Annotated in this window: 16 protein-coding genes and 2 pseudogenes; 9 read left to right on the top strand and 9 right to left on the bottom strand. The window is 63.5% G+C overall.

The genetic code is table 11. The features are described from left to right. Positions 1 to 2 precede the first annotated feature (2 nt). Both ABIE49_RS38455 and ABIE49_RS38450 read right to left on the bottom strand, forming a co-directional pair. The gene (locus ABIE49_RS38455) at positions 3 to 161 is read right to left on the bottom strand and encodes a hypothetical protein (protein ID WP_192739579.1); all 159 of its coding nucleotides are present in this window, start codon (positions 159 to 161) and stop codon (positions 3 to 5) included. Positions 162 to 730: 569 nt separating this feature from the next. Next, entirely contained in the window at positions 731 to 2,020 is a 1,290-nt protein-coding gene (locus ABIE49_RS38450; RefSeq protein WP_354067246.1) for an ABC transporter substrate-binding protein, read from the bottom strand. 311 nt (positions 2,021 to 2,331) lie between these two features. Here ABIE49_RS38450 and ABIE49_RS38445 point away from each other — a divergent pair, with 311 nt between their 5' ends. Beyond that, a complete protein-coding gene (locus ABIE49_RS38445; protein WP_192739580.1) occupies positions 2,332 to 4,527 on the top strand; it encodes a PAS domain S-box protein in 2,196 nt (731 codons plus the stop codon). 139 nt (positions 4,528 to 4,666) lie between these two features. Here the strand turns inward: ABIE49_RS38445 and ABIE49_RS38440 are convergent, their stop codons facing one another. After that, positions 4,667 to 5,389 carry a hypothetical protein gene (locus ABIE49_RS38440; RefSeq protein ID WP_192739581.1) on the bottom strand — a complete coding sequence of 241 codons (723 nt, stop codon included), beginning with the start codon at positions 5,387 to 5,389 and terminating at the stop codon, positions 4,667 to 4,669. Positions 5,390 to 5,621: 232 nt separating this feature from the next. Here ABIE49_RS38440 and ABIE49_RS38435 point away from each other — a divergent pair, with 232 nt between their 5' ends. Together ABIE49_RS38435 and rnd are read left to right on the top strand one after the other, a co-directional pair. Then, a complete protein-coding gene (locus ABIE49_RS38435; protein ID WP_283815164.1) occupies positions 5,622 to 5,747 on the top strand; it encodes a hypothetical protein in 126 nt (41 codons plus the stop codon). Positions 5,748 to 5,947: 200 nt separating this feature from the next. Further along, positions 5,948 to 7,105, top strand: a complete 1,158-nt coding sequence (gene rnd / locus ABIE49_RS38430) for a ribonuclease D (protein ID WP_192739582.1) — start codon at positions 5,948 to 5,950, stop codon at positions 7,103 to 7,105. 170 nt (positions 7,106 to 7,275) lie between these two features. On the opposite strand, the gene ABIE49_RS38425 is transcribed toward rnd, so the two are convergent. The 4 genes and pseudogenes from ABIE49_RS38425 to purM form a co-directional block, all read right to left on the bottom strand. Next, a complete protein-coding gene (locus tag ABIE49_RS38425; RefSeq protein WP_192739583.1) occupies positions 7,276 to 8,415 on the bottom strand; it encodes an autotransporter outer membrane beta-barrel domain-containing protein in 1,140 nt (379 codons plus the stop codon). Between the two features lie 190 nt (positions 8,416 to 8,605). Further along, positions 8,606 to 9,363 (bottom strand): annotated as a pseudogene (locus ABIE49_RS38420) (IS5 family transposase). Positions 9,364 to 9,439: 76 nt separating this feature from the next. After that, positions 9,440 to 10,093, bottom strand: a complete 654-nt coding sequence (purN, locus tag ABIE49_RS38415) for a phosphoribosylglycinamide formyltransferase (protein WP_192740700.1) — start codon at positions 10,091 to 10,093, stop codon at positions 9,440 to 9,442. Between the two features lie 4 nt (positions 10,094 to 10,097). Next, positions 10,098 to 11,171 carry a phosphoribosylformylglycinamidine cyclo-ligase gene (gene purM, locus ABIE49_RS38410; RefSeq protein WP_192740701.1) on the bottom strand — a complete coding sequence of 358 codons (1,074 nt, stop codon included), beginning with the start codon at positions 11,169 to 11,171 and terminating at the stop codon, positions 10,098 to 10,100. A gap of 168 nt (positions 11,172 to 11,339) precedes the next feature. Here purM and ABIE49_RS38405 point away from each other — a divergent pair, with 168 nt between their 5' ends. The 4 genes from ABIE49_RS38405 (at position 11,340) to ppx (ending at position 16,541) form a co-directional block, all read left to right on the top strand. Next, a complete protein-coding gene (locus ABIE49_RS38405) occupies positions 11,340 to 11,882 on the top strand; it encodes a CDP-alcohol phosphatidyltransferase family protein (RefSeq protein ID WP_192740702.1) in 543 nt (180 codons plus the stop codon). A 91-nt stretch (positions 11,883 to 11,973) separates the two neighbouring features. Beyond that, positions 11,974 to 12,651 carry a P-loop NTPase family protein gene (locus ABIE49_RS38400; RefSeq protein ID WP_192740703.1) on the top strand — a complete coding sequence of 226 codons (678 nt, stop codon included), beginning with the start codon at positions 11,974 to 11,976 and terminating at the stop codon, positions 12,649 to 12,651. Positions 12,652 to 12,812: 161 nt separating this feature from the next. Next, complete coding sequence (locus ABIE49_RS38395) at positions 12,813 to 15,011, top strand: RNA degradosome polyphosphate kinase (protein WP_192740704.1); 2,199 nt, start codon at positions 12,813 to 12,815, stop codon at positions 15,009 to 15,011. 27 nt (positions 15,012 to 15,038) lie between these two features. After that, positions 15,039 to 16,541, top strand: coding sequence for an exopolyphosphatase (ppx, locus tag ABIE49_RS38390; protein WP_192740705.1), 1,503 nt, complete (start codon positions 15,039 to 15,041; stop codon positions 16,539 to 16,541). A 157-nt stretch (positions 16,542 to 16,698) separates the two neighbouring features. On the opposite strand, the pseudogene ABIE49_RS38385 reads toward ppx, so the two are convergent. After that, positions 16,699 to 17,588: pseudogene (locus ABIE49_RS38385) on the bottom strand (TerC family protein). Positions 17,589 to 17,648: 60 nt separating this feature from the next. Then, the gene (gene ndk / locus ABIE49_RS38380; protein WP_192740707.1) at positions 17,649 to 18,071 is read right to left on the bottom strand and encodes a nucleoside-diphosphate kinase; all 423 of its coding nucleotides are present in this window, start codon (positions 18,069 to 18,071) and stop codon (positions 17,649 to 17,651) included. A gap of 515 nt (positions 18,072 to 18,586) precedes the next feature. Here ndk and ABIE49_RS38375 point away from each other — a divergent pair. After that, positions 18,587 to 18,814: a hypothetical protein gene (locus ABIE49_RS38375; RefSeq protein ID WP_192740734.1), complete on the top strand. Its 228-nt coding sequence runs from the start codon at positions 18,587 to 18,589 to the stop codon at positions 18,812 to 18,814. 79 nt (positions 18,815 to 18,893) lie between these two features. After that, a complete protein-coding gene (abc-f, locus tag ABIE49_RS38370; protein ID WP_192740708.1) occupies positions 18,894 to 20,768 on the top strand; it encodes a ribosomal protection-like ABC-F family protein in 1,875 nt (624 codons plus the stop codon). The last annotated feature ends 37 nt before the right edge of the window (positions 20,769 to 20,805 follow it).

Here is a 20,805-nt window from a genome sequence, read left to right as displayed (position 1 = left end):
TTTTACTTGGTGACCTTGTCGACCACCGCATCGATGCCCATGCGGATCGCGGTGCCGGTGGCGAAGGCAACCACGACGACCGGGATCCAGATGAATCCGCCCGAGACGGAGTCGAGTTCGGCAGCATTCAGTTCGCGCGCTTCAGGGTTCAGCTTGGTCATATCAGTCGCTCCCGTTATCGGTGGAAGGACTGTCCCCGCCACTCGTAAGAGATTGATAATCCGCGGCGCGCCAGGCCGCTGTGTCGGACGTCACACTCAAGTCGGTGCGTGGAACGGGTGTCGGGCGCGGCCCGATCGAACCGGAATCCGTGATGCTGTTGCACCATCTTGATCCCGCGCAGGCCTTGGCACCAGCGAGGGACGCAATCTGTTTTGGCGCAAGCGCCACAGAATCGTGAAGCCGCTACGGATTGCGGCGGTGCGGCCCGCGCATTACCTGACGCAATACGGCTTGCTGGAGCAAATATAATGCGCGCTGTTTTGGCCTTGGGCCTCTTGATCGCCCTCTGTGCTTCTGCCAACGCAGCAAAGGTGCAGCACTCCAAACCGCATGCGGGCCAGTCACGCTCGACCCAACCCGTTGCTGCCACCAGGGGCTATGCTGTTCCCGGTTGGACCGACGCACAGACGCGGTATTGGATGGACAGCTTTCACGGCGGAACGGATTGACGCCAAGCGGCACTATATTTTTTCCCCGCCGGAGTCCGCGACCCCAAAAGCCGACTTGACTATCCGCGTATCACCGCATTGGCCTTCTCGGCGGCGGCGGTCATGGCAGCCTTCGCCGATTTCGCTCCCGAGACGACTTCATTCACGCCGATCATGAAGGCGTCCATGATGGGTCTCGATTGCGGATGGAAAAGTATAGCCTTCGCACGGTCGACGTCGGCATTTTGCAAGTTGGTCAGCGCCGCTGCGGCGGCCTGCGGGCCGAACGCCTTCTTGAAGTCCTCGCTCGACCAGGCCGACAGGCGTGTCGTCGCGAGCCCCGCCGCGGCGGTCTGCAGCGAGGTCGCCTTGCTTGTCGCCCACATCAGAAACAGGAAGGCGGCCCGCTTGTTTCGCGATTTGGAATTAATGCACGCCTGCCAGTGCGACATGAAGGGGACGGATGCGTGCCCGGCGGCATGCGGAAAGGCCGCAAACTCGGCCTGCTTCGTCACGCGGCTCTTGGCGGGATTGGAGATGTCGGTCGCGAAATTGCTGCTGTCGATGGCCATTGCCGTCCTTCCTTGAAGGAAGTCGTCCAGCACGTGGTACCATTCATAGCTGCCCACGCCCACCGGCCCGGCTTGACTGAGCAGCTGTCCGAACATCTCGACGGCCGCGATGGCCTCGGGGCTCGCGAAAGCGGCCTTGTTGTCCTTTACCATGTGTCCGCCGTAAGAGAACACGAAGCTCATGGCCGGCACCGACGAATTGCCGCCGGCCTGCGCGCGCATGGCAATCCCGGACATCGCGCTGGTCTTGACCGCCTTGGCGGTGGCAAGCAGCGCTTCGAAGGTCTGGGGAATCGGCAGGTTCCTGGCCGTTCGCGCATCGCTGTTGACGAACAAGGTCACCGCCTCGGAGGTGATCGGGACGGCGTAGCGTTCGCGGTCCGACCACAGCGGAAAGGCGCGGGCCGTCTTGAGAAGGTCGCTCTCGTCGTACCAGCCGAGATCGGTCAGCGACTTGTCGGAATAATAGGCGTTCAGCGGCTCGAGCCATCCTGCCGAGATGCCCTGACCATACGTCGTCCACATGAAGACGTCGGGGGTGCTGCTGCCACGGTTGAGCTGTATCGGCAGCGCGCCCAGATAGGCGGTCTCCAACCGGAAGTCGGTGGAGACGGTGATACCGGTGAGCTTGGTGAAGTCCCACAAAAGCGGAGTGATCGCGTTCGACCAGGGATGGATTGCGCCCGCGAGCGTGATCGTCTGCCCGGCAAATTGCTTCCAATCAATCGCAGCCTTGGCATAGCTCGCGGCGGCATCCTCCGCAAAACCCCACCGCGGCAGCATGGCGAGGGCCGGCAATGTCGCCCCCGCCGCGCCCAATCCTTTGACGAAGCTCCGCCGGCTGGCCGAGCTTGGTTGACTGCCCGGAAACTTTTCACCTGGACCCATGTGGTTTGGAGCCATGTGGTTGCTCCTGCCGGGGATCGGCCTTCACAACAAGCGGGCGGGCCTTACCCGTGACGTGCTGGCCCCTTGCGTGTAATCTGCACGGTGGAGCTTGCCGGTTCCCGTCGCATCCCGCGGACCGCGGCTATATTTTCATTATACTAGCAATGTTCTGTGTCAGCATCAGAAAATAATCGCTCACGCGAGCATCGAAGACCAGGCCAATGTCAGTCACTCTGAGCCAGTCCTCTCGGTGGTTTGCTCGTCCGCTGGCGCTGGTGGTCGCGGTTCTTCTAACTGTGGTTGTCGCGACCGGGTTTCTCGGCTTCAGATATTGGCAGGAACGACAAGCGGCAGATCTCCTGTTCGAGCGTGGTCGCCAGGTGCTCGAGACGCTGGATCGGCTGCGGACAGTCATCGCCGACGTGGAGGCCCAAAGGCGCGGGTATCTGCTAACCCTCGACCCGTCATATCTCAAGGCCTACGGCGTCTCCGACGAAAGCGTGCGCCGGGACGCCCAGTCGCTACAGGCTCTGGTAGCGAGCGATCCATTGCAGAACCATCGTGCCGGACATCTGGCGCTGACCGTTGCAGCCAAGCTCCGCGAGATCGACGACATCGTCAACACAGCCCGAACCAGCTCCGGGCCGGCGGCGCTGGCGATGATCCGCAGCCTGGACGAGATCCGGTCGCAAATCGACCAGATGGTGGACCACGAGCGATTCCTGCGCGTGGATCAGGAGAAGCGCGCCAAGGCACTCGAACAACGCAAAGCCTGGCTGATCGCGACCGCTGTCGTCGTTGTCGCGGTCCTGGCAGCGGCCGCGCTGGCGCTCGCACGGTTCGAAGCGAGACGGCGGCGAAAAGCGACCGAGGAGAATGTCCAGCTCCAGAGCGATATCGAAGAGCGCGACAGGAAGATCCGGCGTCTGGTCGACTCCAACATCATCGGGATCATCATCTGGGAAGTCGAGGGGCGCATCCTTGAGGCCAACGATGAGTTTCTCCGCATGGTGGGATACGACCGGGAGGATCTAATCTCGGGTCGCCTGCACCGGACAATGCTGACGCCGCTGGAATGGCGCGAGCGCGACGCGCGTACCGTTGCGGAGCTCAGTCGGATCGGGACTGCGCAACCCTTCGAGAAAGAGTACGTGCGCAAAGACGGAAGCCGCGTTCCGGTGCTGATCGGCGCGACGATGTTCGAGGGAGCTACAAATCAAGGTGTTGGCTTCGCCCTCGATTTGACCGAGCGCAAGCAGGCGGTCGAGGCGCTGCGGCAGAGCGAGGAGCGCTTTCGCACCCTCGTGCAATTCTCATTCGATGTGTACTGGGAGACCGACACGCAGCATCGCTTTACGCACCAGGAGTTCGCGGAGAGCCTTACCGATGCACCGGCGTGGGGCGCCGAGATCGGAAAGACGCGCTGGGAAGTGCCCTACCTGGAGCCCGACGCAGAGGCCTGGCGCAAGCACCGGCAGACGCTCGATGCCCACCTGCCGTTCCGTGATTTTGAACTCGCGCGCCCTGCCCCCGACGGCAGCAAGCGTTACGTATCCGTCTCGGGGCTGCCGATGTTTGACGAGTCTGGGCGCTTCGTCGGCTACCGCGGCGTCGGGCGGCACATCACCGAACGCAAGCGGGCCGAAGAGGCCTTGCGCTCCGCGCAGGCAGAACTCACCCACGCCAATCGCGTCGCCACGATGGGGCAGCTGACGGCCTCGGTCGCCCATGAAGTCAGCCAGCCGATCGCCGCGACCGTGCTCAACGCCCAGGCCGCCGTGCGCTGGCTAGCCACTCAGCCACCGAACCTCGGCGAGGTTCGGCAGATCCTCAGTCAGATCACGGAGGACGGCAAGCGTGCCGGCGACGTCATCGGCTGGATCCGGGCCCTCATCAAGAAAGCTCCCCCGCGGAAGGAGCGCCTGGAGATCAACCAGGCGATCCTCGAGGTCATAGCCCTGACCCGCGGCGAAGCGGTGCAGAACGGCGTCTGGGTGCGGACGCAACTCGCAGAGGGCCTGCCGCTCATTCAGGCCGATCGGGTCCAGCTGCAACAGGTGATACTCAACCTGATCATCAACGCCATCGAAGCGATGAACGGCGCCGGCGAAGGGACGCGGGAGTTGCTGATCAGCACCGCCGCAGATGCCCCGAACGGCGTGCTCGTCAGCTTGCAGGATACCGGTCCAGGACTGGATCCGGCGATCCTCGAGCACCTCTTCGACGCATTCTACACGACCAAGTCCAGTGGCCTCGGCATGGGACTAAGCATCTGCCGTTCGATCATCGAAGCGCAGGGCGGACGGATCTGGGCCGACGCCAACGAACCGCGCGGCGCCGCCTTTCATTTCACCCTGCCCTTGGAGCGCGAAGCGACCGCTGCTGCCGAGCACGCCGGCCCAATGCAGGCGGTATGAAGTGTTGGTCCGGGGAGCTGCCCGTCCTCGGCGGCGAATGCGCCTGATCGCGGGCGTTAGCGGAAGCAGCGCGTTTCCCTCGTCCGTTTCCTTACCGAGTTCTCATTCCGCATACCGCTGCGCTGGTGCGGGCTACTCGCTATCCTCGTTTGAACTCTATCTTGTTCGCTTTGATGGCTTCCATGCGCGTGTCGATGAAAACGCCATTGCCCATCGGCTTCTCCCATGGGAACGGACCGTTCCACCAAGGCAATTTGCGTTCGATACCCGTCGTAGTCGGCTGCCCCGTAATACCGAACGCATTGAGCGGCCAAACCCCGGCAGGGACGATCTCCAGCGTGGCGCGAACCAGCTTGGCATCTGCGCCGAAACGCTCCCCGATGTTGAGCGGACTGACTCGCTCCACTGTCATCGCATCGTTCAGATCGCGAAACCGGACTAGCATGGGAAGACTGTCCAGCGGCAGTTCGCGCTTGCCCGAGAGGCGCCGAAGCTGCTTCTGGCCTTCTTCGACGGACGGTCCCGGGAACGCGCCGCCGTCAAAATTGTACGCGCGCAGAATGATAGACTCCGGGATAGATCGGCTATCGGTGTCTGCCGCGAGCAACGCGAACAACATGCCGCGGGAGCCGAGATCGAGCACGACCGCTTCACCCCTGACGTCAATCGAGAGGTCCGTCGTGGCCCAGACCCGAACAACCTTGCTGTAGGTGACTTCGATAACACCCGATCCGATCCTGGGCTCGTCGCCAACCTGCGCCTCAAGCGTCAGTCGGTATCGCAGTGTCAGGCTCGGATAGGCCGTCACGTAGAACACGACTGCGCCGGCGATCAGAGCTAAGGCGATGCCGAGCCGCTTCATTCGGACAAACCCCATGAGACGAGCGCGAGCACTCACCCTTCAATGCCCTACATGGCGCAGCTTCATTGACAAATCGCTTCGCCCCAAAGTTGCATTCGCCCCCGCCCCGTTAACCCCACTTCTTAAGCGCCCGTCCACCATTGCCGGACGGACCCGGCGCTTAACCATTTCGATTAACATCCCCTCAATCCACTCCCGACAATTCTAACGACCGTACTGGGGAGAGATTGCCGTGGACGGGTTTTCGCTGAACCTCTTTGCCATCGAATTCATCGGGCTGATGATGGTAGCGCTCTGCCTCGTCGTGCTCGCTCTGCCCTCAGGGCGCCGGCCGTCGAAACACGCCCGCTACGAGTAATTCTTTCCGGCCGGCCGGGCTTCGAACCGGCATCCTAGGCCGGAACCAAGGTTTGCAGGGCACGTCCCAAGCGCGTCCTGCCGCAAAGCGCACGCAGAAAGCGGTGCTTTGCCTCCTTTCCAGGGCCAAATTTTGCCCGAAGACCCTTGACATACCTGCGCTTTCGGCAGAACGCCTGTCGGAAGCGTCATGGACTGTTCATGGATCTGATTACCACCACTTCCGACCTCGCGGCTGCCTGCGATCGCCTCTCCAAGCACCCGGTCATCACCGTCGACACGGAGTTCCTCCGCGAGACGACCTATTACCCCCTGCTCTGCGTCGTCCAAATGGCGAGCGCGGACGAAGCCGTCGTGATCGACACGCTGGCCGAGGGCATCGACCTCAAGCCGTTCTTCGAATTGATGGGCAATGAGGCGGTCCTGAAGGTGTTCCATGCCGCGCGGCAGGACATCGAGATCGTCTGGCACCAGTCCGGCACCATTCCGCACCCGATCTTCGACACCCAGGTGGCGGCGATGGTGCTCGGCTATGGCGACAGCATCGCCTACGACGCGCTGGTCGAGCGCATCACCGGCCACCGGCCGGACAAGACGCATCGCTTCACCGACTGGTCGCGCCGGCCGCTGACATCAGACCAGATGCATTACGCGGTCTCCGACGTCACCCATCTGCGCGACGTGTTCGCGGCGCTGGATGCCGATTTGAAGAAGCGCGGCCGCAACGAATGGGTCAGCGAGGAGATGGAAGTCCTGACCTCGCCGAAGACCTATGATTTTCATCCCGAGCGCGCCTGGGAGCGGCTGAAGACGCGGGTGCGCAAGCCCAAGGAATTGGCCGTGCTGATGGAAGTCGCAGCCTGGCGCGAACAGGAAGCGCAGAGCCGCGACGTGCCGCGCAGCCGCGTGATGAAGGACGACGCGGTCGGCGACATCGCCACCCATGCGCCGACCTCGCTGGAGCGTCTCGCCAATTTGCGCTCGCTGCCGAAGGGTTTCGACCGCTCCAAATGGGGTAGCGACATCGTCGCCGCCGTACAGCGCGGCATCGCGCGCGATCCTGCGACCTTGCCGAAGCTCGAAAAGCCGCGCGGCAACTCGAATGGCGCTGCGATCGTCGAGCTCCTGAAGGTGTTGCTGCGAATGACCTCGGAGCGTCATGCGGTGGCCAGCAAGGTGATCGCAACCGTCGACGACCTCGAACAGATCGCGGCCGACGACAAGGCCGACGTCGCCGCCCTGCACGGCTGGCGCCGCGAATTGTTCGGCGAGGCGGCACTGTCGCTGAAGCACGGCAGGCTGGCGCTCGCGATTGAAAAAGGCCGCGTGGTCAGGGTCGATCGGGATACGGCGGTTTGACGTAGCCCGTCTCTGACGCCGGTGGCCTCGTGGTTCGAGACGCCCGGCGTTGCCGTGCTCCTCACCATGAGGGTCTAAGATTTCATCCGACGCTCAAGCGTTCGCCTTGACGCCCTACCCTCATCCTGAGGAGCGGCGCCTTCGCCGCGTCTCGAAGGATGAAAGCCCCACTACCATTTCAACTCGAGGCCGAACGTGCCCTGGTGCGACTGCATCGCGGCGCGGAATTTGGCGTCGTAGTTGATGTAGAGGCGCGCGGTGTTGGTCAGGCTCAGCGAGGCCGAGGCGCCGGCATCCGCGCCGTACTGGCTTTCGCCGATGCCCTGGAAGGTCACGCTCTGGGCGCCGAGGCTGACCGTCGTGTCGGAGAAATTCTGCACGACGTTGTTGACGAACTTGCCGTAGGCCGACAGGTCCAAAATCTTCTGGTCGAAGATCCAGTAATGCCCGACCTCGGCACCAACCAGCACGCGGAAGCGCTGCACGCTCGCGCCCGTTGCCGTCACCGGATCGAGGCCACCGAACTCCTGGAACGCGCCGGTCTGGGCGCGGACATATTCCACCGCGCCCTTGGGCACGATGCGGTACTGGTCCTTGGACCAGTAATAGCTGATCTCGCTCAGCACGCCGTCGAGCCTGGCGTTGTAGCCGGCGGTCGCGAAACCCAAACCGGTATCGCGGCGCGAATTGATGTTGCCAAAACCGTGCACGATCACGCTGGCCCAGGTCCACGGCCCGGCATCCACGGAGGCGTTGAAGCCGAACTGGGTCAGGTCGATCCCGGCTGACTGGAGCGCCAGCGGCACATCGATGTCGGTGCGGCTCTGGTCGACGGAGAAGCCGACATTGACGCCGGTTGCGATGCGCGCGCCGATGCCGGCGACGCCGCCCCAGGTCTTGCGCTTGTCGCCGACGAAAAACCCGAGCGGACCGTTGTTGGCTGAAATGCCATAGCCCTCGAACCAGGTCCGGTAGCGCGGCGTTTCCGCAGCCTCGGAGGCGCCGCCGCCGCCGGGGTTGGTCCGCATCATGCGGCTGAAGCCGCTGGTGGTGCCGAACCGTTCCAGGAAACTGCTGCCGAGATTGGTGATGGTTGATGTCGACGACACCGCTGAGTTGATCATCTGCGGCGTCGGGGACGGTGTGGGCGTTGGCGTCGGCGAGGCCGTCGGTGTTGGCGTGGGGGTCGGTGTCGGCGTCAGCTGTGCCTGCGCGGAAGTCACGCCGAACGCCAGCACGAACACGATCGCCGCCAGTCGCGCCAAAGCGCGACCGCCCCCGATCCTCTCCGCTCGCGATGCGCAGCGCATCAATTTCAGTCCCGAAAAAAGCGCCCGCTCGAAAAATGCGCGACAAGCCGGTCGGCAAGCCCGGATTTGCGCCCAGTTCGTGCGGAGCGTCAATCGCTTACGGGCCTCACCGGGGACTGAATAGGAGCCGCTGTTGTTCGGCGGCCACAGCTCTTGGATTGGGTGGCACTGGCCTAGGGCCGATCGACATTCATTGCCCCCAAATCATTGCTGCGGCGAGGTGGATGAAGCCGGCAAAGTGGGAAGATCGTCTGTCGTAGCGTGTGGCCAAGCGCCGGAAGTGCTTGAGGCGACAGAAGCAGCGCTCGATGCGATTGCGCTGTTTGTAGGCCATGGTGTCGTGCGGGATGATGATCCTGCGGGTTCGGTTGGACGGGATGACCGCTGTTGCGCCCATATCAGCGATGATCGCGCGCATGGCGTTGCTGTCATAGGCTTTGTCGGCGAGCACGGCATCGCCGTTCTGACCGTGAAGTAAGGCAGGCGCCTGGGTGACGTCGCCAGTCTGGCCGGCCGTAATGACGAAGCGGAGCGGGCGACCGAGCGCGTCGGCCAGCATGTGGATCTTCGTCGTCAGTCCACCTCGGGAGCGCCCCAGCGCCTGATCTTTGGCCCCCCTTTTCCGCTCGCTGCCTGCTGATGGGCACGAACGATGGTGCTGTCGATCATCAGATACTGATTGTCACGGTCCGCCGTCAGGGCTGTGAACACACGTTCCCAGACGCCCGCATGGCACCAGCGGCTGAACCGCCGGTGCACCGATTTCCACTTGCCGTACCGCTCCGGCAGGTCGCACCAATGCGCCCCAGAGCGCAGAACCCACAAACATCCGTTCACGAACAGACGGTTATCCGCGGCCGTCCGGCCAGGGTCGCCACCCTTGCCCGGCAGCAGTGGTGAAATCTTTACCCACTGCGCCTCGTTCAGCTCGTATCTTCTCGTCGCCATCATCCGCTCCGTGCAAATCACGGAACCCTATGAATCAGCGATTACACCTCTTGGGAATCCTGAATGTCGATCGGCCCTAGTCCTGGAGGGGCCAAATCAGGGTTCCGTCCGGCGCGGCCTGCCCCGAAATCCGGCAGACGTCGCCTTCGAGGCGGACCTTGCCGCTGGCGAGCAGCCGCAGCGCCGCGGGATAGATGCGGTGCTCGATGCCGAGGATGCGCTGCGCCAGCGTCTCGGCGGTGTCGCCATCGGCGACCGCGACCGCGCCCTGCATCACGATCGGCCCGGCGTCGGTTTCCGGGATCACGAAATGCACGGTGGCGCCTGAAATCTTCACGCCGGTCGCGAGCGCCTGGCCGTGCGGATCGAGGCCCGGAAAGGACGGCAGCAGCGAGGGGTGGATGTTGAGCATCTTGCCGTACCAGCGTTTGACGAATTCGGCGGTGAACAGCCGCATGAACCCGCCAAGGCAAATCAGCTCGACATTCTTTTCATCGAGCGCCCGCTGCAGCACCGCCTCGAAGCCGGCGCGGTCCTTGCCGAACGGCTTGCTCTCGATGACAGTCGTGGGAATGCCGCTCGCAGCTGCCTTTTCCAGGCCGCCGGCATCGGCGCGGTTGGAAATCACGGTGACGATTTCCGCCGGGAAATCCGCAAGCTTCGCCGCGTCGATCAGCGCGGCCATGTTCGATCCGCGCCCGGAGATCAGAATGGCGACGCGGCGCTTCACGGCGTCACCGCGACAGGTCCAGATGACCGTTATAGACCACGCGATGCTCGCCTTGCGCCGCGATCACTTCGCCGAGCAGGGCGACAGTCTCGCCGCCCTCGGTGAAGATTTCGGTGACCCTGTCGATCGCATCCGGCTTGACGATCGCGACCATGCCGATGCCGCAGTTGAAGGTGCGCAACAATTCGAGTTCGGCGATGCCGCCCTGCTCGGCCAGCCACTTGAAGACCGGCAATACCGGCAGCCGCGCCAGATCGATGCCGACCCCGAGATGCTTGGGCAGCACGCGCGGAATGTTGTCGGTGAAGCCGCCGCCGGTGATGTGGGCGAGGCCCTTGATGGCGCCGGTTTCGCGGATCGCGCGCAGGCAGGATTTCACATAGAGCCGCGTCGGTATCAGCAGCGCGCCGCCGAGCGTCATGACGGGCGAGAACGGCGCCGGCGCGTCAAAGGCAAGGCCGGCGTTTTCGACGATTTTCCGAACCAGCGAGAAACCGTTGGAATGCACGCCCGAGGAGGCAAGACCGATCACGGCGTCGCCGATCGCAATGTCCGAACTCGGCAGCAGCGTGCCGCGCTCGGCAGCCCCGACCGCAAAGCCCGCGAGGTCGTAATCGCCGTCCTTGTAGAGGCCGGGCATTTCCGCGGTCTCGCCGCCGATCAGGGCGCAGCCGGACTCCCGGCAGCCCTCGGCGATGCCGGCCACGATAGCCGCCGTGGCTTCCGGATCGAGCTTGCCGCAGGCGAAATAGTCGAGGAAGAACAGCGGTTCGGCGCCCTGCACCACGAGGTCGTTGACCGACATCGCCACCAGGTCGATGCCGATGCCGCCATGCAGGCCGGTTTCGATCGCGATCTTGACCTTGGTGCCGACCCCGTCGGTCGCGGCCACCAGCACCGGGTCCGTGAAGCCTGCCGCCTTGAGGTCGAACAGCCCGCCAAAGCCGCCGATTTCGGCGTCGGCGCCGGCGCGGGCGGTGGCACGCACCATCGGCTTGATGAGATCGACGAGGCGATTGCCCGCATCGATATCGACGCCCGAATCGGCGTAAGTGAGCCCGTTTTTGCGGTCGATCATGCTCAATTCCCGTCAGAAGACGGCTGGTTACGAGGATTTCGGCCATCCTGCAATGGCTCGCAAGCGGCAGGTCGATATACTATGTAGATAACAACCGGCCTGCCCCGCAAAGGGCCGGATCTGTTACGTAATCAGGGCCGGTGGCCAGGTAGCCGGGAAGCGACCGAGTTGAATATTCCGAATATCATTACGCTGGGTCGCATCATCCTGGTGCCCATTATCGTCTGGGCGATCGCCTCAAGACAGATGGAGATAGCATTCGCGATCTTCGTGATTGCCGGTGTCAGCGACGCCGTCGACGGTTTCCTCGCCAAGCGCTTCAATATGACCAGCGAGCTCGGCGCCCTGCTCGACCCGCTCGCCGACAAGGCGCTTCTGGTCTCGATCTACGTCTCGCTCGGAATCTGGGGCGCGGTGCCGCTGTGGATCGTGATCCTGGTGGTGTCGCGCGACATCATGATCGTCACCGCCGTGATCGTGTCATGGTTGTTCGACAAGCCTATCCCGATGAAACCCTTGATGGTCTCGAAGCTCAACACGGTGGCGCAGGTGGCGTTCGCCGCCCTGGTGCTGGCGTCGCTCGGCTTCAACTTCAAGCCGACGCCATACGACCTGATCCTGATGGGTTTTGTTACGGTCTTTACTTTGGTTTCCGTCTCCCTCTATCTCGTGGAGTGGGTGCGGCACATGAGTACGATTGAGGCCAAATAGGCCGCCTTCCTGAAGCGTTTTGTTTGACGCGTTTTCTTCACGCGAACCGGTACCCGCTTCGCTTGAAAACGCTATGGTTCCGGAGATCTGCGTGGCAGTTCGCGTTCAACCCCGTCAACTTGCCTTTGCGCTGCCGCACGCAGAAAGCCTGACCCGCGACAATTTTCTGGAAGGGCCGGCCAATGAGGCGGGCCTGACGCTAATTGAAAGCTGGCCCGACTGGCCCAACCGCATCATGCTGCTGGTAGGCCCGGAAGGCTCCGGCAAGAGCCATCTCGCCGCGATCTGGGCCGAACAGGCCGGCGCCCGCTCGATATCTGCACACGCTCTGACGCCCACCGCCGTACCCGGCGCGCTTGCGACCGGGGCGCTGGTGGTCGAGGACCTGAAACCAGGGGATTTCGACGAGCGCGCGATGTTCCACCTGATGAATCTGGGGCGGGAAGACGAAGCCTCCATTCTGATGACGGCGCGGATTGCGCCATCGGCCTTCGAGGTCGAACTTCGCGATCTGCGGTCGCGGCTGCGCGCGGTGCCGACGGTGCCGCTATTGCCGCCCGACGATTTGCTGTTCCGCGGCCTGATCGTCAAATTTTGCGCCGACCGTCAGTTGAGCATCGACGAGACGGTCGTGAGCTATCTCGCCAGCCGGATCGAGCGGTCCTATGCGGCTGCGCGCCAGGCCATCGACCTCTTGGATAGCGAGGCGCTGCGGCTCGGCCGGCCGGTGACCCGGGCGCTGGCAGCCGAATTGCTGCGCAACGCCTGACGGGCGCGGCTGGCGCTGCGCGCCATGTCACGCCCCCGCCGCCTTGACGGCGGCGGCCGGCGGAACATCAATGTCATCGAAACGTCATCCAACTATCACATGGTGCGCACGGCATCCGCCTAGATTGGCGCTGCGCTCCAACTGAGATGGATCGAAACTTCATGGACTCGGCACAAGTTGTTGAAATAAAAGAAAAAGACGTAGTTGCCGAAGCGCCGCTGGCGATCGCCACCAGCCCGGAGCGGTTCATCAATCGCGAGCTGTCCTGGCTGCATTTCAATCGCCGGGTGCTTGAGGAAGCCGTCAATCCCGGCCATCCCACGCTGGAGCGGGTCCGGTTCCTGTCGATTTCAGCCAATAACCTTGATGAATTCTTCATGGTCCGTGTCGCCGGTATCAAGGCGCAGGTCCGCGAAGGTATTGCCGAACGCAGCCCGGATGGCCTGACCCCCTCCGAGCAGCTTGTCCGCATCAACCAGACGGTTTCGGAACTCGCCTCCGACCAGCAGGCGATCTGGAGCGATCTGCGCACCATTCTGTCCCAGACCGGCATCATTCTGGTCGACAGCCACGACGTCACCAAGGCCGAGCGGACCTGGATCGAGGATCACTTCCTCCACAACATCTTCCCGCTGCTGACGCCGCTCGCCATCGATCCGGCGCACCCCTTCCCGTTCATCCCGAGCCTTGGTTTCACGATCGCGCTGCATTTGTCGCGGGTCGCCGACGGCAAGCCGATGAACGCGCTGATCCGCATGCCCGGCAAGATCGACCGCTTTATCCGCATGCCCGCGGGCAAGGACGGCGCGGTACGCCTGATCACGCTGGAACAGGCCACCGGCCTGTTCATCGGCCGCCTGTTCCCCGGCTACACCGTCAAGGGCCAGGGTGCCTTCCGCATCATCCGCGACTCCGAACTGGAAATCGAGGAAGAGGCCGAGGATCTGGTGCGCCTGTTCGAGACCGCGCTGAAGCGGCGGCGACGCGGATCGGTGATCCGGCTCGAGATCGAAGCCAAGATGCCGGAAGAGCTTCGCGCCTTCGTGCAGCAGGCGCTGTCCACAGCCGACGATGAGATTTTCCTGGTCGACGGCGTGCTGGCGATGAACGAACTGTCGCAACTGACGCGGCTCGACCGGCCCGACCTCGAATTCGTGCCCTATGTGCCGCGCCATCCCGAGCGCGTGCGCGACCATGGCGGCGATATTTTCGCCGCTATCCGGCAGAAGGATCTGGTGGTCCATCACCCCTATGAATCCTTCGACGTCGTCGTGCAATTCCTGCAACAAGCCGCCCGCGACCCCGACGTGGTCGCCATCAAGCAGACGCTCTACCGCACCTCGAACAACTCGCCGATCGTGCGCGCGCTGGCCGAAGCCGCCGAAGCCGGCAAGTCGGTGACCGCCTTGATCGAACTGAAGGCGCGGTTCGACGAAGAAGCCAATATCCGCTGGGCGCGCGACCTCGAACGCGCCGGCGTGCAGGTGGTGTACGGGTTCATCGAACTGAAGACCCACGCCAAATTGTCGATGGTGGTGCGCCGCGAGGGCGGCAACCTCACCACCTATGTCCACACCGGCACCGGCAATTATCATCCGGTCACCGCGCGCATCTATACTGACCTGTCCTACTTCACCTCGGACCCGATCATCGGGCGCGATGCAGCGCGGGTGTTCAACTACATCACCGGCTACGCCGAACCCAGCGACATCGAGCGCATGGCGGTGTCGCCGCTGACGCTGCGCAACCGCATCATCGAACACATCAAGGGCGAATCCAATTACGCCCGCCACGGCAAGCCCGGCGCGATCTGGATGAAGATGAACTCGCTGGTCGATCCTGATATCATCGATGCGCTGTATGAGGCCTCGCAGGCCGGCGTTTCGATCGAGCTCGTGGTGCGCGGCATCTGCTGCCTGCGGCCCGGGCTGCCCGGACTTTCCGAGAACATCCGCGTCAAATCCATCATCGGCCGGTTCCTCGAACACGGCCGAATCTACTGCTTCGGCATGGGTCAAGGCCTGCCGAGCACAAAAGCTGCTGTGTATATCTCGTCCGCCGACATGATGCCGCGGAACCTGGACCGCCGCGTCGAGGTGCTCTGCCCGCTGCAAAATCCTACGGTGCATCAGCAGGTTCTCGAACAGATCATGGTCGCGAACCTGAAGGATACCGAGCAAAGCTGGCAATTGTTGCCGGACGGGTCTTCAACGCGTATGAAGGCCGCGAAAGGCGAAGAGCCGTTCAATCTGCACAATTACTTCATGACGAATCCGAGTCTGTCAGGCCGTGGAAAGTCTCTCAAGGAATCTTCGCCGCGCCGCCTCACGCGCCGTAATGAGCGTCAGCATTCGTCCTAGCGGGTTGCGTCATATGGGGGATTGGCGGTGAAGCGGCCGCGCAAGCGCTCGACCAGCGTCGCCGTCATCGATATCGGTTCGAACTCGGTTCGTCTCGTCGTCTATGAAACGATGGCGCGCAGCCTCGTCACGATCTTCAACGAGAAGGCGCTGTGCGGGCTCGGCCGCGAAGTCCAGACCACCGGGCTGCTGGCTACCGACGCCGTCGCCAAGGCGTTGACCGCGCTGCGGCGGTTTCGCGCGTTGTGCAAGATCCAGAAGGTCGGCCGCGTCTATGCGATCGCCACGGCGGCCTGCCGCGACGCCTCCAACGGCCCCGATTTCATCGCCAAGGCCGAGCGCATCTGCGGCGCCCGCATTCAAATCCTGTCGGGACCGCGCGAGGCCAAATTGTCGGCGCTCGGCGTCGTCTCCGGCGTGCATGATCCCGACGGCATCGTCGGCGATCTCGGCGGCGGATCGCTCGAACTGATCGACGTGCACCGCAACCGCGTCCGCAGCGGCGTCACGCTGCCGCTCGGAAGCCTGGCGCTGCAGGACCTGTCGGACAAATCGCTGAAACGCGCCGAGCGGATCGTCTCCGACGAACTGTCCGACGTCGCCCAGCTCAAGGCCGGCCGCGGCCGCACCTTCTATGCGGTCGGCGGCACCTGGCGCGCGCTGGCGCGCATCCACATCATCCAGAGCGACTACCCGCTGCGGGTGATGCACGGCTATTCGATCCCGGCGGCGGAAGCGCTCGACTTCGCGCAGCGGCTGAGGCGGCTGGCCGCGGCCAACATGCTGGCCAATATCGAGATGATCTCCGACGCGCGGCGGCCGCTGCTGACCTACGCGGCGCTGGTGCTCGAACACATCATTCGCGTTGCCAGGCCCAAGACCATCGTGTTCTCGACCTTCGGCGTGCGCGAGGGGTTATTGTACGAAAAGCTGCCGCCATCCGAACGCGCCCTCGATGGATTCATCTGCGCCGCGCAGACGCTGAACCAGCTGTTGTCGCGCTCCGCCCGCCATGCCGAAGAACTGGTCTCGTGGACCGATCGTCTGGTCAGGGTCGTCAAGCTGCGCGAAACGCCGGAGGAACGCCGGCTGCGCCACGCCGCATGCCTGCTGTCCGACATCGGCTGGCGGGTGCATCCGGACCATCGCGGCGAAGAGACGCTGAGCCTGATCACCAACGGCAATTTCGGCTCGATCAGCCACCAGGGCCGCGCCTTTGTCGCGCTGTCGGTGTTTTACCGCTACGCCGGTCTCAGCGAGGAAAACGAACCGCCGGCGCGGATCCGCGAGTTGGTGCCTCCGGCGATGGACGAACGCGCCAGAATGCTGGGCGCGGCGTTCCGCGTTGCGCATCTGATCTCGGCGGCGCGAACCGGCGTGCTGCCCGCGACGCATTTCCGCAGCCAGGGCCGCAAGCTGATGCTGGTGTTCGAGCACCGGATGGTCGATCTGGTTGCCGACCGTGTCGGCAGCCGTTTCAAGCAACTGGCCCGGCTGGTCGGACGCTCCGGATCGATCGTGCGGCGGTAAAGACAGAACTCATCCCTGTCTCATCGCACAACGGCCCCAAGCATGGATGCGAGGGGTCGCCGAGAACTCAAGCTCACACAAAAAACGCCCGGGAGATTCCCGGGCGTTACCGTTTCGCGATGCGAGCCGTTCGCTACGCAATCCGCTGTCTGAACACCTACGCCGCCTTGGCGGCGTGCTCGGCGGCGTGTTTCTGCTGCGCGGTCTTGCGCCACATCGAACCGATCACCAGCACGATCGCGATGCCGATCAGGCCGCAAACCACTTCGGCACCATGACCGCCATTGGCGAAGTGCAAGCCGATCGGGCTGAAAACGCGGTCGAGCGAAACGCCGATCGGCCCATCGGAAAGCGCACGCAAATACGGAACGACGGCAGGATCGGTGGCCATCACCTCGCCGGCGACCCAGCCGAGCAGGCCTGCACCGGCCCACACCAGAGCCGGCATGCGCGTCAGCAGCGCCATGATCAGCGCCGCACCGGCAACGATCAGGGGAACGCTGATCGCAAGGCCGATCACCAGCAACGGAATGCTGCCATTGGCGGCCGCTGCGCGCCAAGGCCGATCACCAGCAACGGAATGCTGCCATTGGCGGCCGCTGCGACCGCGATCACGTTGTCGAGGCTCATCACGATGTCTGCGATCGCCACGATCCGCACGGCCGCCCACAGATGCGCCGCCGCGTGAACGTCGCCCTCACCTTCATCTTCGGGCACCAGCAGCTTGGCCGCGATGTAGAGCAGCGCCAGGCCGCCGACCAGCTTGAGGAAAGGCAGCGCCATCAGCGACACGACGATGCCGGTGAAGATGATGCGCAGCCCGACGGCGACGCCGGCGCCGAGGATCATGCCCCAGAACCGCTGGCGCGGCGGCAGCCCGCGGCACGCCATCGCGATGACGAGCGCATTGTCGCCCGACAGCAGGATGTTGATCCACATGATCTTGCCGAGCGCGACCCAGAAGGCGGGCTGCTGCATTTCGGCCTGAAACTGCGTGAAGAAAGTCGAGATCGTCGCCGGATCGAAAATTTGCAGCACCCAGTTCACAGCATGCTCCCCCCGGCGCTCGGCCGTCCTGGGCGGCGCTCGCGCGCCGCTTGTTTTGAATTAACCGACGATTTCGTTGCCGGAAAAGAACTGCGCGATTTCGATCGCGGCCGTTTCCGTCGCGTCCGAACCATGCACCGAGTTCTCGCCGATCGACTTGGCGTGAACCTTGCGGATCGTGCCCTCGGCCGCCTTCGACGGATCGGTGGCGCCCATCACGTCGCGATATTTCAGTACCGCACCCTCGCCCTGCAACACCTGCACCACGACCGGGCCCGACGTCATGAAGTCGACCAGTTCGCCGAAGAACGGACGCGCCTTGTGGACCGCGTAAAAGGTTTCGGCCTGATCGCGCGTCATGCGAATGCGCTTCTGGGCCACGATCCGAAGACCCGCCTTCTCGATCAACGCGTTGACGGCGCCGGTCAGATTGCGCTCGGTCGCGTCGGGTTTGATGATCGAGAAAGTGCGTTCCATCGCCATAGTTACGTCCTTGCAAACACTGATTGGGAGTTGGGGGCTTATATCGGCGCAGTCCTGCGACGGCAAGCGACCCAATGCCGCGCTATCGCGCAGTTTTGACGCGTTTTCCTTGGCCGGACCGCTGCCGCTCCCGGATCGCGCCAAGGCGGGCTTTCGGCCGAAAACGCTTCGAGCCCTTGATTGCAGCCATTTCACGCCGGTCCGAAGGCGTTCAGCACGTTGGGCTTTCAGGCAGTCGGACGTCTTGTGGGCCGACCAGAAGCGACTTCACGGACGGCGCGTTTTCCGTGCCGAAACCACGAAGAGACGATCACGCTTCGCGATCGGATGATCGCGTTTCGCAATCGATCGCCTTGCATTGCCCGAGCTTTGCCGGGAATGGGCCCGCAACCGCTTCGGCGGGCCCCGCTATTGCCCCCGGCCATTCGGGGAACCTGCGGGACTGTGCCTTTCCGGCTCGCTTCAGACGCACGCATAGGAGTTCTGCAACCGGAAACAAATCGCAGCCTCGTGACTTGATCCTGCAGCAACTTACTCAGACTTACTCAAAAGCAATGCTGGAACTCGCCATGGATAGCCGAATCAATCCCGCTTTCGAGCAGATCGATCACCGGCCTTCGCGATCGATCTGCGATGCCGTCGGCGAACGGTTGCAGCAGTTTATGCGTCCGGAAACCGAACTCTCGCCCCGTTTGCAGCAATTGATCAATGAGCTCCGCCGGCGTGAAAACGAGCGGCATTAACCTGTATCGGGAGCCTCAGGAGCGCCTGTTCGTCACATAATTCGGTTGCGTTTGGCAGCCGGTCCGGTGACAAGGCCGCATGCTTTCAATCACAGATATCTCGATCCGGATTGCCGGACGGCTTTTGATCGAGGACAGCTCGGTACAGATCGTGCCCGGCGCGCGCGTCGGCTTCGTCGGCCGCAACGGCGTCGGCAAATCGACGCTGTTTCACGCGATTCGCGGTGATCTGCCGACCGAATCCGGCAGCATCTCGATACCTCCGCGCTGGCGCATCGGCAGCCTTGCGCAGGAAGCCCCCGACGGGCCGGAAAGCCTCATCAACGTCGTGCTGAAGGCCGACCTGGAACGCGACGCGTTGCTGCAGGAAGCCGAGACTGCCGACGATCCGCACCGGATCGCCGAGATTCAGACCCGGCTGGTCGATATCGATGCACATTCGGCGCCCGCTCGGGCTGCTGCGATCCTCTCGGGTCTCGGCTTCTCGACCGCGGATCAGGCCCGCCCCTGTTCGGAATTCTCCGGCGGCTGGCGCATGCGCGTCGCACTCGCCGCGACGCTGTTCGCGGCGCCCGATTTGCTGCTGCTCGACGAGCCCACCAACTATCTCGACCTCGAAGGCACGCTCTGGCTGGAAGAGCATCTGGCGAATTATCCGCGCACGGTGATCGTGATCAGCCATGACCGCGATTTGCTGGACACGTCGGTCGACCAGATCCTGCATCTCGATCGCGGCAAGCTGACGCTCTACAAGGGCACCTATTCGTCGTTCGAGGAGCAACGCGCCACGCGCGAGATGCTCGACGCCAAGCACGCCAAGCGGCAGATGGACGAGCGCAAGCGGCTGCAGGCGTTCGTCGACCGTTTCAAGGCGAAAGCGTCCAAGGCGCGTCAGGCCCAGTCGCGCGTGAAAATGCTGGAGCGGATGAAACCGGTCACGGCCCTGGTGACGCAGGACGTGCGCGAGATTTCATTCCCGACGCCTGAAAAAATGCTGTCGCCGCCAATCATCGCGGTCGATGACGTTTCGGTCGGCTACGATCCCAAAAAACCCGTGCTCAACCGCGTCACGCTGCGCATCGACACCGAGGACCGCATCGCGCTCCTGGGATCGAACGGCAACGGCAAATCGACACTTGTAAAACTGCTCGCGAACAAGCTGCCGCCATTCTCCGGGCGGATCACGCGCGCGGAAAAACTGTCGGTCGGCTATTTCGCGCAGCATCAGGTCGACGAACTCAACCTGGATGGCTCGCCCTACGACCATGTCCGCAAGCTGATGCCCGAGACGCCCGAGAGCAAGGTGCGGGCGCGGGTCGGCGCCATCGGATTTTCCGGCAAGGCCGGCGACACCCTGGTGAAAAGCCTGTCGGGCGGCGAGAAGGCGCGGCTGCTGCTCGGCCTCGCGACGTTCTACGGCCCCAACATGATCATCCTGGACGAGCCGACCAACCATCTGGACATCGACAGCCGCGCCGCCCTGGCCGAAGCGATCAATGAATTTCCGGGCGCCGTCATCATGGTCTCGCATGACCGCTATCTGATCGAAGCCTGCGCCGATCAATTATGGGTGGTCGCCAACCAGACCGTGACGACCTATGACGGCGATCTCGACGAGTACCGGCGGATGGTGCTGTCGATCCGCGATGTCAGACCCTCTTCGCGCGACCGTGGCAATGAGCGCGCGAAAGAAAACTCAAAACCCGAGCGCGGCAAGAGCGAAAAGCGCACGCCGCTGCGGCAGAAAATCGCCGAGGCCGAGGCCGAGATCGCGCGCATCAACGGCATCATCGCCAAGATCGACACCGCCCTCGCGCTGCCGGACCTGTTCACGCGCGATCCGAAGCAGGCCGCCCAGCTCAGCAAGGCCCGCGCCGGTGCCGCAACCGCACTGCAGCGCGCTGAGGAAGACTGGCTGGAAGCAAGTTCGCAATATGACGAGGCGACCGGCTGAAAGCGATCCTGGGCAAACCGCCCCGCACCTGCGGAGC

This window comes from Bradyrhizobium sp. OAE829 (genome assembly GCF_040546575.1).
Classification (GTDB): domain Bacteria; phylum Pseudomonadota; class Alphaproteobacteria; order Rhizobiales; family Xanthobacteraceae; genus Bradyrhizobium.
Note: the sequence above shows the minus strand (reverse complement) of the source record. Positions and strands in the feature narration are given on the sequence as shown.